Source organism: Microbacterium sp. BDGP8, from assembly GCF_029991045.1.
GTDB lineage: Bacteria > Actinomycetota > Actinomycetes > Actinomycetales > Microbacteriaceae > Microbacterium > Microbacterium plantarum.
On record NZ_CP120712.1, the window covers coordinates 1,131,261 to 1,143,333 of the forward strand.

Sequence of the window (12,073 nt, forward strand, 5' to 3'; positions counted from 1 at the left end):
CGCGCCCACCCCCGCCGTCGGAGGTCATGTCGGGTCGTCATTAGACGGCCTGCCCGACGCCCCAGAAGAAGTTCACCAGCGTGACCGCGGCGCCGCAGATGATCGCCGCCCCGCAGGAGACGAGGACGCCGACCTTGCCGCGGCTGGCGAGGTGGGGGTTGCTGCTGTTCGATCCGAGACCCCAGACGATCGCGGAGACGATGAGCGCGAGGACGGAGAGGATCAGGCCCACCGTCATGACGGCGCCGACGATGATGCGCAGCTGCTCGATGCCCGGAAGGCCCGAGCTGTTGGGGTCGATGTCGATCACGGTTGTGCTCCCTTGACTGGTCGAGACGGGGTTCTCGACGGTCAGGTGCACACCCGCTCCCAGCGCAGGCGGGGGCGGTCAGAGCCGGGTGCCGACGTCCAGGAGGAAGTTGAGCCAGGCAACGCCGGCGCCGGATAGCGCGGCGGCGCCGACCGCGACGAGCAGGCCGGTGCGCGCCTTGGTGGCGGCCTGGTAGTTGCCGCTGGCGGACGCGATCGCCCAGATGATGGCGCAGACGATGAGCATGAGCACCGCGGTGACGAGCACGAACATCAGCAGCGCGCCGACGATGGACCGAAGGTCTGCGGCGCCGCCCACGCCGCCGAAGTCGGGGAACACGTCCATCACGCACCCCCGGCGGTGCAGAGGGCGGGGGCGGCTTCGCCGCCCGCAATCCCTTCGGCACCGTGTTCGGTGAGCCAGGCGTCGGAGTCCACCGGGTCCGCTCCTGCGCCGCCGGGGTGGACTTGTAGGTGGAGGTGCGGGCCGGTCGAGTGCCCGGAGGAGCCGACGTCTCCGATGTGCTGCCCGGCGGTCACGGTGTCGCCTTCGGCGACGTGGATGCCGTGCTGCCACATGTGCACATACATCGACGCGACCCGCTCACCGCCGACGGTGTGCTCGATGACGATGACCCCGCCACCTGCGTCGGTGTAGTTCGCGCGCACCACGACGCCGTCGGCGACGGCATAGATCGGGGTTCCATCGGGGGCAGCGAAGTCCGAGCCGGCGTGGAAGCGACGTTCCCCGGTGATCGGGTCATTGCGCCACCCGAACGGACTCGTCCGCACCCAGGTTCCCTCGGGAAGCGGGAGCACGATCCTGGTCGTCTCGGGCACGACCGGTGTCTCATCCCCGCCGCCGTTGCCGGAGGGCGCGGGTCGGGTGAGGGCGTCGAGGATCGCCTGCGCCACCGGCTGGTAGTTCTGATACCTGTCCGGGTAGGCGCTGACCTCGACGGCCTGCGCGGCCTCTCCGGGGTCGAGCTGCTGCCAGCCCGGGATGTCGAGCAGCCCCCGCGGGGACGGGTAGTTCGGGCCGGACTCGCCGCCGTAGAACGCCCTGGCCTGGTATGTCGAGTCCATGAGCTCGGCGACGGTGCCCCAGCCGCTGGCGGGCCGCATCTGGAACAGGCCGAGCGAGTCATGATCCGACCCGTTGCCGTCGTGCGGGTAGTCCGCGGACTCGGGGTAGGCGCTGGTGTTGGCAAGCATCCGCAGGGTGGATTCGGTGAGGGCGGCCATGAGTGCGATGAGCACCCCGTCGCGTCCGACGCCGGTGGTCTGCCTGCCGACCGTGATGATCGTCGCCGCGTGCGTGAGCTGTTGCCGGTCCAGCGTGACCGTCTCCCCGTTGCGGGTGGTGGCGGTCAGCGAGTCCGGGATCGGGCCGACCGCGAGTGAGCCGGGCGTGCAGACGGCGGCGGTCGCGGAGGTGCCGCCGAGGGCGGCGACGCCCAGCAGGGCCGTGGAGGGCCCGATGAGCAGCAGGGTGAGGGCGAGGACGGCGAGCTTCTTCATCGCGACGCTCCCGGCTCAGTGCAGCGGGGTGTCGAGCTCGGACAGCCGCAGCACCTCGCACGAACCTGATGCCGCGCCGTGGCCGGGCGTGGGCGGGGTGCAGACGAGGAACACGGTGAACGCGACCGGGCGGGACGCCTCTACCGGCGTCGTGCCCCAGGTGCCGTCGCGGTGCCGGGTGCCCTCGAAGGTGTAGGCGATTGCCCCGGCCGGGATCTGGCCGGGGGCGGCTTGATCGACGGCGGTCTCCCACGCCTCCGGGATGAACACCTCGTCGATGGTGAGCCACTGGCGCGTCGCGTACTGGCGCAGCTGCGCCCACGCCTCCGTCGTCGGGAGGTAGGCGCGTACGTCGCCCACGAACGCATCCGCCTCGGAACCGTGGGCGGCATCCGCGAGCACCTGCGCATAGTCCGAAGGCGTGTGCCCGGTCGTGGTGTCCCAGGTGAACAGCGCGGTCGCGACCGCGCGGGCGAACGCTTCCGGGCCGAGCCTTTGCGGCAGCGGCTCCAGCTCACCGCCCGGCATCGGGCCGGGCGTCACTGGCGTCGTGGTGGAGGGTCGTTCGCTCGGTGCCGGGTCGGCCGGGGCGGCGGGGCCGCGGACGAGTCCGTAGATGCCGATGCCGACGAGGATCAGCAGGGCGAGGCCTGCGGCAGTGGCGGCGATCAGCAGGCGACGACGGCGACGGTCATCGGGGGCGGCGGGGTCCATGAACAGGGGTCCTTCCCGGACGGCAACAAGGGGATGCGTGGCTGCCAGGAAGGTGCGCGCCACCGCCCTGTTCAGGCGGTCTGCTCGGGCCGGCCCTCCCGGGCGACGCGCGCGGCATCGGCGAACGCGACGGTGCCGGCGATCGTCTCCTCGAACCGTGCCCATTGCTCGGTGGTGAGTGCCGGGCCGACCTCGGTGGGGTCGTAGTGCTTCCACCACGAGGCCATGTCGTCCCACGTCGCGGTGAACACGGTCAGAGGGAACGGCACCGGGAGGCCCGGCTCCACCGCCGTCAGTGCGGGCCGCTTCGCCTTCCTGCCGGTCTTGGCTGCCTTGACGCGGGCGAGCGCGGACTGCGCCAACTGCTCCAGCTCTGCGGCCTTCGCCTCCCGCTCCGCGGCCCGCACCGCATCCGCTTCGGTACGGGCCCGCTCGCGCAGCCCGGCGGGCTGTGCCAGGTCGGCGGCGAGCTGATCGAGCTCCGCCAGCGACAGCTCCGCGTTCACGCGCAGATGCGACGGATAGACGCTGCCGCCGGTCTTGATCCGCTCGATCTCCTGCGCGGCGCGCGCCCGCACCGCCTCGGGCTGGGACTCGTCCGCGGCGAGGTCTTCCAGCCGGCCGATGCGCTCCAACGTCGTGTATGAGGCGCGGCCAGTGACCATCCGAGCGGCCTGCGCGCGGGTCTTGCCCTGCTCGATCTGCGGTGGTGCCAAATTGGCACCACCGTCTTCTGCATCTTCGGCGGACGTTTGGAACCTGGTGGCCTCCTGTCGGCGGGCGGCGTCCTCGGCCAGCAGGGCCTTCAGCTCGCGGTAGAGGGCGGCAGCTTCGAGCTGGGTGAGGGGCTTGTGGAGCTGGTTGTCGTCCTGCTCCGCCAGGAGCTGCCCGAGCCGGTCGGAGACCCCGGACCGCACCCACACGTTGACGGTCTTGATGCCGAGCAGCTTGATCGCCGCGAGCCGGCGGGCTCCGCAGATCAGGTGCCCGTCGAGGGTGACCGTGATCGGCTGCAGCAGCCCGTGGCGACGGATCGACTCGACCAATGGGGTCAGGTCGCCGTGGTCGTGCCGGTGCCGCGCGCCGACGATGATCGAATCGACCGCGCGCTCCAGCTCGATGCGTCCTTCCAGTGGCGTGCTCATGACCCGCCGCTCCCGGCACCGAATCTGGGTGCGGCGAGTCCGGCGGTGATCACGAGGTTGTCGTCTGTGAGGAGTGCTCGCAGCGGCTGGCCGATTAGCAGGCGGCGGAGCATTCCGCGGCCGGCGTTCGTGTGCGTGAGGGCCGGGTCGGGAACGCCGAGCACGACCCGCAGCAGCGCCGTCCAGGAGGCGCTGGGGAGGTCGAGGAGGGCGCGGGCCTGCCGGTCACGGCGCAGCACCTCGAACGCCGACGCCCGCGACACCGACTCCGCGAGCCGCGTAGTGATGTACTCGACCGCAGCCCGCGCCGTCGCAGGCTCCCACCCGACCCAGCTCAGGAACGCGATGGTGTCCTCGATCGCGGCGGTCACATTCACTGCCCGCTCCGGCACCGCATCGCCATCGGCATCCGGCTCCCCGTCGGTGAAGGGATCGAACCGGAACGCGGGGTGGTAGTCGGGCAGCGGGTTCTCCCGATCGCTGAACCGCTCCGCGTCATGGAACACCGAGTAGCGGGGCCGGCGGGCCTGGTGGACGGAGCACAGCAGCCCGTTGCCGCGCTCCTCCGCGGTGCATGTCACCTGCACCGCCCGCGTGATCACCGCCCACGGGTCCTCCGCCCGGCGGGTCGCGGCACCGCGCATCGCCTCGAATGCCGCAGACGCCGCCTCCCACGGGTCCAGCCCGTGCTTGCGGGCCAGCGCCGCGTACTTTCTCGCCGCATGTTCCATGAGCGCAGCGGCCTCCGGGTCATGGCGCCACGCTCCGCGCCCCGCCTCGTGGAGGCGGGTGAGCAGGGCGCGCAGCGCCTCCGAGTCCTCGAATCGTGCCCGCCGGTCGCGGGCCGTGGCAGTCTCCATGACGGCACCTCCTGACAGGCAGGTGCGCACACGGCCCCCAGTGGCCTGGCTTCGCGCCGTCGCGCCGGGGGCGAACATGGTTACCCGAGCCCGATCCCGGAGCGCGACACCCAGGAGTAGTGCTCCCCGGACCCGCGGCCGAACGCCGTCACGGGCGGCAGCTTCCGGGCACGCTCGCTCACGAACCGGACACCCGTGCGTGCCCCGGTGCGCGTCGCCCGGTATGCCTGGCCGGGAACAAGGCGGGAGCGGCGGGCGAGCTCGGCCTGGAAGTCGATGCCCCGCCCAGCGATCCGGGCCGAGCGAGAGGCCATGAGGTCGGTCGGGCGCACCCACTCCACGCCCGGCCGTTGCTTCTTCGCCGCCTCCGTGGCGTCTTGGGTCAGCGACGGGTCGCGGTGCCGGGCGAGCGCCGAGGTCTCGCGCTCCCGCGGCGTCTCGTCGCGCTCCCGCTGGTCGGGCTCGCGCTCGACCTGCTCGTGGAGAGCGGTCGTGTGCTGGTCGTCGTTCATGGCGTCTCCTCCTGACTCCTCGTCGTTGCGGGCGGGGCGAACCAGCGGCCCACGGTGGATGGGTGCACGCCCAGGCGCCGGGCGATGGACTTGTTCGACCAGCCCTCCTCCCGCAGGCGCGCCGCGAGCTCCCGGCCTACCTGGCGCACAGGCACGACTGTCGGCGGCGCCGGCGCAGCATCAGGCATGTCCTCATCAGGCGCAGACTCCTCGGCGGGCTCGATGCTCACGGGAAGGGGGCGGGTGAGGATCACGGTGAGGTGTGTGATCGCCAGCAGCACCAGCGGCGGCACCGCCGCCACGCACGCGGCGAGCACGCCCGGCACGTCGGCGTCGGCCGCAACGACGGCGTGGATCGCGTTCGCCGTCACCGACACCAGCGCACCGGCCGCGAGCAGCAGCCACGGGTACCAAGCCGACCGCTGGCCCCCGAGGGCGACGACAGCGACCGTGGCGACGACGATGATCCCGTCGACGATGAGCGGCCACGCCCACGCTTGCCCGGCATCCACGCCCGAGCGGCGAGCGAGGTCCGCGAGGGCGGTGAACGAGAGCCAGAACGCGCCGGCCGCGATGAACACCGTCCCGGCCACGGCCGTCACGACCGCGACCCGCCCGCCCCGCGTCCGCACCGCGGAACTCATGAGAGCACCTGCCCCGTGAGCCGCGCCGGCTGGCGCGAGGCATCGCTCTGCCCGACGACGGACGCGGGCTGGGCGTGCGTGGCGCGGTACGCAGAGCGGATCGTCGTCTCGATCTCCCGTTGCGGGAGGCCGACCCGTTCGCCCGCTGGGGCGAGCGCGTCGACCATCTCGGGCAGCGACAGGCCCGCCTCCGCGAGACGGCACGATGCCCAGAACAGGCCGCGGTTGCGCTCGCCCTCGGCGCGCATCCCGACCCATGCGGCCAGCCGCGCCGCGTCCTGCGAGCGGATCGGGCCGCGCGCCTGGTGCGGGGCAGGCTCCGGGCGCGGGTCGAGGAAGCCCCGCAGTCGAGCCGCATCCACGGGTCCTGGCACACGGTCGGCGCCGGCGACGAACTCGTAGGTACCGGAGCTGGTCACGGCCGAGGGCGGGACGATGATGTAGCCGCCGTCGCCGCGGAAGTCGACATGCGCCTTCGCTGCCTGCCACGACCGCTGCGGCCGGTCCGGGTCGGCCGGGAAGTAGAAGTGCGCACCGCCCGACGCCGACCTGACCACGGCCAGCCACCCCGGCACCAGGCCGGCACGGCGGGCGCGCTCGAACGCCGCGAACCCGTCACCGCCGGGCTTGCGGTCCACATCGACGACCTCGACCCCGGAGGCAGCGCCGGTCGGGATGCCGATGTTCGCCGACGGCCAGCGCCGCCACCACGCCGCCACCTGACGGGTCTCGGTGGTTGCCGTGTGGAACCCGCCGGGCTGCGCCTGCGGGTTCTCCTCGTCGGGCTTCAACAGCGGGTTCTTCGCGCCCGGCACGCACGGGAACACCGGCACCCCAGCAGCCGCGAGCCGTGCGGCGGCCTGCGGCAATGGAAGGCCTGACACCGAGGCGAGGACGCTGGCGACGCTCATCACAGGCTCCTCACCGCCACGCCCGCAGGACGTGGCGAACGCGCCGACTCGACCGGCACCGACTGGGGTGCGATCCGCTCTGAGCCAGCCACACGCGAAGTCCCAGCCGGCTCACGGGATAGGCCGGGCGGGTCGCCGGTGCCGACCTGGACGGTGGGCAGCGCGTCGAGAATCGTCACCGCGACCTTGCGGACTCGCTCGCCGGTGGCCTGCACGACCTCGACCGGGTCCCTGTCCTTCACCGTGCCCGCCCAGCCTGAAACATACGGGATCGTGTAGGCGGTGGTGTCCATGCCATGCGCGGCACCGATCATCAGCGCCACGGACTCGGCCTCGACCTCGCCGACGCCTCGATGCCCGGTCGCATTCGGATTGTCGGGGCCGTGCAGCATCACATGCGCGAGCTCGTGCGCGAGAGTCTTCACCTGCGCGACCTCGTCCATGTTCGTCCGCACCGCGACCGTGCGCGCCTGGAAGTCGGTCAGGCCGTTCGCGCCGTGGATCATCCCCTCGTGCTCGACCCGCAGCACCGCGAAGCCCTCGGCCGCCACCAGTGCCGATAGCCCTTCCCATAAGCCGTCCGGTGCCTGGCCTTCCATCAGCGTCGGCGCCGGGCGTTCAGGGATCGGCGGGCCGTCGGTCATCGAGACGTCCCAGACACGCACCGGAATCGCGCGGACCATCTTCGACCGGACCGTTTCTCCGGGCTTCGGCTTCTCGTACCTGTCCAGGCGGCGCCATGATCCGGGGTTCTGCGGTGTCGAGGACGCGAACCGCGCCATCAGCGGGGCGAAGATCTGCATCGACCCGCCCGCGAGCGGCGAGCGACCCAGCGCCTTCCATTGCTTGTAACCGGCCACGAAGGTCGGCTCTGGCGCGCTTGTGCGACCTGCCTCGTAGAGATCGAGATGTTGAGCCCAGATCAGCAGGGTGTTGTTGAACGACTTCGCCCGGAACCGGGCCGCGAACTCCAGCGCACGCTTCCAGTCCTCACCCGAGACGAGCTGATCGACTGCAGCCGTTAGCCGCTCGTGGAGCTGTTGGAGCCGCGCATCCTGCGCCGCTCGCGCCTCCTCGTCCGTCGCCATCAATGACCTCCTCCCGGCGAGGCCAACGGCACAAGCCGTTGACCCTTGCGACCATGAGGTGCGCCGGGCGGATCAGGAAGAAGAGACGGACAACGGACTGGGCCTGTGGCCGTCAGGCTCCGCGATGAACCCGACGTATTTGACGTGTTCTACACGGCAGTCCAAGACCTGTCGACGTCGCCGGTGAAACGTGGGACACGCGTCGAGTGGAGCGGTTCATACGACGAGTCCGCAGAGGTTACCGGCTGGTGTCGTTGGCAGCGATAGCGTGGCTTTGTCGATCTTCAGGAACCGTGTGTGGTGTGCGTCGGTACTGTGTCGGCGTGATGCCGTAGCGACGATGAAACCAGTGGGATGCTACGCGCGGGTCACTCCACCCGACTTCGCTCGCGGCACGCATCACGGAAATATCGGTTTCTTCAATGAGCCGCGCGAATTCAGTGAGCCGGAGTTCAGTGAGTAGACGCATCGGGGCGGCGCCGGCGTGCTGTACGAACATGCGGGTGAGGTGGGTCCGTGAGAGGGAGAGCTCTCGTGAGAGCGCTCCAACGGTCCACGGCTCTGCGATGCGCCCGCGAAGCAACCGGATTGCCTGACCGACGTAGCCAATAGATCCGGTGTCGGTCAGTCGTCCATTGATAGGTGTCCACGGCGCCGTGGTGGTGTCCGACGCTTCATCCAGAAAATACGGCAGTATCAACCTCATCCATCGCGCGAGAAGCTCGAGAGTGTGAGTCGCGACGACTTCGGGCGAGTGGGTCCCGCTGCGCAGGATGCTCATCTGTCGCCATATCGGCTCGACCTGCCGCAGCGCAGCGATTCCTGGTGCAAGGACGATCGCGCGGCCGTCCCACTCGAGGGGATGTAGTCCTGCGATTACTCGTTCTGCGTCGGGGAGGAACCATGCCATCTGGGTGCGCCAGAACTGCTCGTCGGCGTAGATGGCCCAGATGCGTACGGACGGGGATGGCCGCAAGCGACACCATTTGCCGGTGCCGAGGGCAAGAGACATGCCAGGACGCAGGACGTGCACGCTCTCAGCAGTATCGAGGGCGCAAGAGCCCTCGACGACGTTGAGTATCTTCGCGTGCCGGAACACGGTACGGCTTGACGGGACCGTACGCACCATCTCTATGGCCGCGATATCGCCTGGCGCTTGAACCGCTGGGTAGGGGCGCGTGAACTTGATCGGTTGATTGGGCGGCAAGTCGTGCGCGGCCTCGAACGCGTCCTCTGGCGTAGCGGCCACGCTGCGCACGGCACACCGTCAGCTCAGCTTGCCTTCCGAGTCGCGTGGTCGCACGCGGTGTTGGCTGAGGATCGAGATCCGATTGAACATGTTGATGGCCGCAGCGACCCACTCCGCGGCCGCGAACACCTCCTCGGTGAGGGTGCTTCGGGCCTGCGCGAGCTCGACATTCACGGCGGCGTCGAGCGGGAGCCGGGTGGCTGCTTCAGCGATCGCGAGCAAGGCGCGCTCTCGATCGCTGAACAGGGGCGACTCGCGCCAGGCGGGCAAGATGTCGAGTAGTTGCTGATTAACGCCTGCGCGCCTTGCCTGCCGCGAATGCAGATCGAGACAGAAGACGCATCCGTTCAGCTGCGACGCCCGAACCTTGATCAACTCGCTCTCGGCGGGAGTGAGTCCGCGTTGCGAAGCGGCCTCAGACACAGCGGTCGCGAACGCAGACGCGGCTTCCCATGCTTCTGGGACGGCCTTGTCCATGTAGGGGCGTGGTTCATGCAAGGTCGTCATCACCGATCCTCCTTGGCTGAGCCGCCATCGGAGTCGAGGTCCTTCCTGACCTCGTCCATGTCGAGTCCTCTGACGTTCTCTACTACTTCGGCCAGGGCAGTGGGCGGTAGGGCGCCGGCCTGGCTGAAGACGAGCAACCCCTGGCGGAAGGCGAGCAGAGTGGGAATCGCGGTGATTTGGGCCGCCGCGGTGATGCGCTGCTCCGACTCCGTGTCGAGTTTCGCGTGGACGATGTCCGGATTGTCTTGCGACGACTTCTCGAAGACCGGCGCAAACTGATGGCATGGTGCGCACCAGTCCGCCCAGAAGTCGACGAGGACGATGTCGTTCTGATTGATCGTGACCTCGAAGTTGTCCTCGGTCAGTTCGACGGTTGCCATGTGGGTTCTCCTCTTGTGCGCATGATGATCAGTGGTGGTGTCCGTGGGGGTTGCCGGGGAATCGCGTGTCGACGACGTCCGCATACTCCGGATGAGCGCGGATGTACGCGGCGGCGAAGGGGCACGAGACCGTCGCGGTCTTCTTGTCCTCGCGGAGACGGTCGAGGACGCCTCCAAGGAGTCGCGCCGCGACTCCCTTTCCGCGGAACTCGGGGAACACGGACGCGGCGAGCAGAAGCACCCGGTCGCCGGTTCTGCTGTAGAGCAGGCCGGCGGCGAGCTTGCCGTTCACGGTCGCTTCGTACAGCTCGGACTCGACGTTCTCAGTGATGACGAAGTCTTCGGCTGCGTCCGAGGATGCAGCCGGGAGGTCAGTGTCGGCGTCGGTCGCGGTCAAGCCGATCATTCCGTCGGGATGTTTCATGTCTCTCCTATCGCGAGATCTCGGTCAGCGGCCCGGTAGTACCCAGTCGGGTCGGATGAAATGGCACGAGTAGCCATTGGGGTGCTTTTGCAGGTAGTCCTGGTGTTCGGGTTCGGCCTCCCAGAACGAGCCGGCTTCGCCCACCTCTGTCACGACTTTTCCTGGCCAGCGGCCGGAAGCGTTGATCGCTTCGATCACGTGGAAGGCGACCTTCCTCTGTCCCTCGGTCGTCGTGAAGATCGCTGATCGGTAACTGCGCCCGATGTCGTTTCCCTGACGGTTCCGAGTGGTGGGATCGTGAATCTGAAAGAAGAACTCCAGCAGTATCTGGAATCGGATGATCGAGGGGTCATAGATCACTTCGAGGGCTTCTGCGTGATCCCCGTGATCCCGGTAGGTCGCGTTGGGGGTGTCGTCGTCGCCGGAGTATCCGACGCGGGTGCTCACGACGCCCGGGAGTGAGCGGAAGAGCTCCTGGGCTCCCCAGAAGCAGCCGCTGGCGAGGATCACTCTCGAGGTCGGCATCGTCTTCTCTCTCTTCACGGCGGGCAGCACGCCCCTTCGGGTCACGATACGGAGCCGGGTGCTGTCCAGGTGGCCTGGCTGTGCAGCGTAATGTCCGCGACCTGCCGCGTTCGAAAGCGGGGCGGGCGGTTGCAGGGAGAAGACAGCTCTCTGCAGGGGCAGGCCACACGGGGCAGAGAAGCGGATCTACCGTCGGAGGAGGCGTCGGAACTCCGGCAAGCCAGCGAACCGTGCCCTACGGTGAGGAGAGATCGTGATATCAGAGCAGATCGATTTCGAGAATGTGCGCTTTGATCCGGATCTCTCTGACTTCCATGAGCTTGCGAAGCAGATGGCTGCGGGGTTCGGGTACACGGCAAAGTTGTCGATCGGTGATCGCCTAGCTGCTCTTCTCCGATTGCGGGTTGCTCAGATCAATCCGTGCTCGTACTGCCTGATCCTGCACACGCGTATCGCCGTGGAGGTAGGCATCGGCGCGGCGATGGTCGCGCACCTGGCGAGCTGGCGGCAGAGCACGATGTTCTCCGGTTCCGAAGCACTTGCACTGGCGTACTGCGAAGCGCTGACACGTTACGAGCACGAGCACTTCGATGAGATGCATCAAGGACTGACGGTGTTCTTCGATGAGCGTGAGATCGCGGAGATCGCAGCCGTCGTCATCAACATGAACGTGTGGACGCGGCTGAAGCTCGCGCAGGGCGCCGTACCGGTGATATCACCCGGTGACGAAGAGCCTGCACGTGACGCCGATAGACCAGGCGCCGGGGGAAAGAAAGGGAACCCATCATGACTGATGGATCGGTCAGCGGGCAGGACATCGAGTTCGATCTGCTTCCGCCGGATGAGAGCCTCGACTCGGATCTTCTCGGCGAAGACTCTGATGACGACGGCCCGGGATACTCTCCACCGGAGCGGCGGTCATCCGAACTGTCGTGGGGATTCACCGCACGCGAAGCACGTACTCGAGAACCGCTGGCGGCTCGCTTGGCGCGTGAGGTGCCGGAGCACGAACCCGAAGAGCCGATGGGCGACGGGATCGGCGACATCATCGGCACGGACGGCGAGATCCTTGACGACCAGGTCGGATCGGTACGCGCTGGACGGCTGATCTGGACCGAACCCGGCAACCCAGACCCATCCTCCGACTTCTGGGCCTCCGACATCGGCATCGATAACGGCGCCGCCTCCGCCGAGGAGGCAGCTATCCATGTCGTCATTGACGAGGGCGACTATGACCGGCAATAGTCTGGAATCAGACCGGGGAAGCCCGGGAGAACGGCGGAG

The 12,073-nt window shown here is 68.7% G+C and carries 17 protein-coding genes; 2 read left to right on the plus strand and 15 right to left on the minus strand.

Going from position 1 to position 12,073, the window contains the following annotated elements; genetic code table 11:
- Nucleotides 1-40: 40 nt before the first annotated feature.
- From P6897_RS05370 to msrA, 15 genes are all read right to left on the minus strand, one after another.
- The gene (locus tag P6897_RS05370; protein ID WP_020627604.1) at nucleotides 41-310 is read right to left on the minus strand and encodes a DUF6112 family protein; all 270 of its coding nucleotides are present in this window, start codon (nucleotides 308-310) and stop codon (nucleotides 41-43) included.
- A gap of 78 nt (nucleotides 311-388) precedes the next feature.
- A complete protein-coding gene (locus P6897_RS05375; protein ID WP_024357603.1) occupies nucleotides 389-655 on the minus strand; it encodes a DUF6112 family protein in 267 nt (88 codons plus the stop codon).
- Nucleotides 655-1,830, minus strand: a complete 1,176-nt coding sequence (locus P6897_RS05380; protein WP_024357602.1) for a M23 family metallopeptidase — start codon at nucleotides 1,828-1,830, stop codon at nucleotides 655-657. The genes P6897_RS05375 and P6897_RS05380 overlap by 1 nt, the downstream gene beginning before the upstream one ends.
- Nucleotides 1,831-1,845: 15 nt before the next feature.
- Nucleotides 1,846-2,544 carry a hypothetical protein gene (locus tag P6897_RS05385; RefSeq protein ID WP_067115703.1) on the minus strand — a complete coding sequence of 233 codons (699 nt, stop codon included), beginning with the start codon at nucleotides 2,542-2,544 and terminating at the stop codon, nucleotides 1,846-1,848.
- A 71-nt stretch (nucleotides 2,545-2,615) separates the two neighbouring features.
- A complete protein-coding gene (locus P6897_RS05390) occupies nucleotides 2,616-3,689 on the minus strand; it encodes a ParB/RepB/Spo0J family partition protein (RefSeq protein ID WP_067115706.1) in 1,074 nt (357 codons plus the stop codon).
- Nucleotides 3,686-4,549 carry a hypothetical protein gene (locus P6897_RS05395; RefSeq protein ID WP_024357599.1) on the minus strand — a complete coding sequence of 288 codons (864 nt, stop codon included), beginning with the start codon at nucleotides 4,547-4,549 and terminating at the stop codon, nucleotides 3,686-3,688. The genes P6897_RS05390 and P6897_RS05395 overlap by 4 nt, the downstream gene beginning before the upstream one ends.
- Before the next feature lie 80 nt (nucleotides 4,550-4,629).
- Entirely contained in the window at nucleotides 4,630-5,061 is a 432-nt protein-coding gene (locus P6897_RS05400; RefSeq protein WP_067115709.1) for a hypothetical protein, read from the minus strand.
- Nucleotides 5,058-5,705, minus strand: coding sequence for a DUF2637 domain-containing protein (locus P6897_RS05405; RefSeq protein ID WP_067115712.1), 648 nt, complete (start codon nucleotides 5,703-5,705; stop codon nucleotides 5,058-5,060). Before P6897_RS05405 ends, P6897_RS05400 begins: the two co-directional genes overlap by 4 nt.
- Nucleotides 5,702-6,616 (minus strand): bifunctional DNA primase/polymerase, encoded by a 915-nt coding sequence (locus P6897_RS05410; RefSeq protein ID WP_067115715.1) that lies wholly within the window; start codon nucleotides 6,614-6,616, stop codon nucleotides 5,702-5,704. The genes P6897_RS05405 and P6897_RS05410 overlap by 4 nt, the downstream gene beginning before the upstream one ends.
- Complete coding sequence (locus tag P6897_RS05415; protein WP_067115718.1) at nucleotides 6,616-7,704, minus strand: ImmA/IrrE family metallo-endopeptidase; 1,089 nt, start codon at nucleotides 7,702-7,704, stop codon at nucleotides 6,616-6,618. Before P6897_RS05415 ends, P6897_RS05410 begins: the two co-directional genes overlap by 1 nt.
- Before the next feature lie 238 nt (nucleotides 7,705-7,942).
- A complete protein-coding gene (locus tag P6897_RS05420; protein ID WP_082914215.1) occupies nucleotides 7,943-8,962 on the minus strand; it encodes an AraC family transcriptional regulator in 1,020 nt (339 codons plus the stop codon).
- A 9-nt stretch (nucleotides 8,963-8,971) separates the two neighbouring features.
- A complete protein-coding gene (locus P6897_RS05425; RefSeq protein WP_067115721.1) occupies nucleotides 8,972-9,460 on the minus strand; it encodes a carboxymuconolactone decarboxylase family protein in 489 nt (162 codons plus the stop codon).
- Nucleotides 9,460-9,840 (minus strand): thioredoxin, encoded by a 381-nt coding sequence (gene trxA, locus P6897_RS05430; RefSeq protein ID WP_067115723.1) that lies wholly within the window; start codon nucleotides 9,838-9,840, stop codon nucleotides 9,460-9,462. Before trxA ends, P6897_RS05425 begins: the two co-directional genes overlap by 1 nt.
- Nucleotides 9,841-9,868: 28 nt before the next feature.
- Nucleotides 9,869-10,264, minus strand: a complete 396-nt coding sequence (locus P6897_RS05435; RefSeq protein ID WP_282502319.1) for a GNAT family N-acetyltransferase — start codon at nucleotides 10,262-10,264, stop codon at nucleotides 9,869-9,871.
- A gap of 24 nt (nucleotides 10,265-10,288) precedes the next feature.
- Nucleotides 10,289-10,789, minus strand: a complete 501-nt coding sequence (gene msrA, locus P6897_RS05440; protein WP_067115864.1) for a peptide-methionine (S)-S-oxide reductase MsrA — start codon at nucleotides 10,787-10,789, stop codon at nucleotides 10,289-10,291.
- A 253-nt stretch (nucleotides 10,790-11,042) separates the two neighbouring features.
- Between msrA and P6897_RS05445 the strand changes: the two genes are divergently transcribed.
- Entirely contained in the window at nucleotides 11,043-11,579 is a 537-nt protein-coding gene (locus P6897_RS05445) for a carboxymuconolactone decarboxylase family protein (RefSeq protein WP_067115726.1), read from the plus strand.
- Complete coding sequence (locus P6897_RS05450; RefSeq protein ID WP_067115729.1) at nucleotides 11,576-12,034, plus strand: DUF5709 domain-containing protein; 459 nt, start codon at nucleotides 11,576-11,578, stop codon at nucleotides 12,032-12,034. Before P6897_RS05445 ends, P6897_RS05450 begins: the two co-directional genes overlap by 4 nt.
- Nucleotides 12,035-12,073: the final 39 nt, after the last annotated feature.

What these genes read in the sequence shown, in the direction of transcription:
- P6897_RS05375 (WP_024357603.1), bottom strand. Translation starts at nt 655, where the DNA reads ATGGACGTGTTCCCCGACTTCGGCGGCGTGGGCGGCGCCGCAGACCTT.
- P6897_RS05380 (WP_024357602.1), bottom strand. Translation starts at nt 1,830, where the DNA reads ATGAAGAAGCTCGCCGTCCTCGCCCTCACCCTGCTGCTCATCGGGCCC.
- P6897_RS05385 (WP_067115703.1), bottom strand. Translation starts at nt 2,544, where the DNA reads ATGGACCCCGCCGCCCCCGATGACCGTCGCCGTCGTCGCCTGCTGATC.
- P6897_RS05390 (WP_067115706.1), bottom strand. Translation starts at nt 3,689, where the DNA reads ATGAGCACGCCACTGGAAGGACGCATCGAGCTGGAGCGCGCGGTCGAT.
- P6897_RS05395 (WP_024357599.1), bottom strand. Translation starts at nt 4,549, where the DNA reads ATGGAGACTGCCACGGCCCGCGACCGGCGGGCACGATTCGAGGACTCG.
- P6897_RS05400 (WP_067115709.1), bottom strand. Translation starts at nt 5,061, where the DNA reads ATGAACGACGACCAGCACACGACCGCTCTCCACGAGCAGGTCGAGCGC.
- P6897_RS05405 (WP_067115712.1), bottom strand. Translation starts at nt 5,705, where the DNA reads ATGAGTTCCGCGGTGCGGACGCGGGGCGGGCGGGTCGCGGTCGTGACG.
- P6897_RS05410 (WP_067115715.1), bottom strand. Translation starts at nt 6,616, where the DNA reads ATGAGCGTCGCCAGCGTCCTCGCCTCGGTGTCAGGCCTTCCATTGCCG.
- P6897_RS05415 (WP_067115718.1), bottom strand. Translation starts at nt 7,704, where the DNA reads ATGGCGACGGACGAGGAGGCGCGAGCGGCGCAGGATGCGCGGCTCCAA.
- P6897_RS05425 (WP_067115721.1), bottom strand. Translation starts at nt 9,460, where the DNA reads ATGACGACCTTGCATGAACCACGCCCCTACATGGACAAGGCCGTCCCA.
- trxA (WP_067115723.1), bottom strand. Translation starts at nt 9,840, where the DNA reads ATGGCAACCGTCGAACTGACCGAGGACAACTTCGAGGTCACGATCAAT.
- P6897_RS05435 (WP_282502319.1), bottom strand. Translation starts at nt 10,264, where the DNA reads ATGAAACATCCCGACGGAATGATCGGCTTGACCGCGACCGACGCCGAC.
- msrA (WP_067115864.1), bottom strand. Translation starts at nt 10,789, where the DNA reads ATGCCGACCTCGAGAGTGATCCTCGCCAGCGGCTGCTTCTGGGGAGCC.
- P6897_RS05450 (WP_067115729.1), top strand. Translation starts at nt 11,576, where the DNA reads ATGACTGATGGATCGGTCAGCGGGCAGGACATCGAGTTCGATCTGCTT.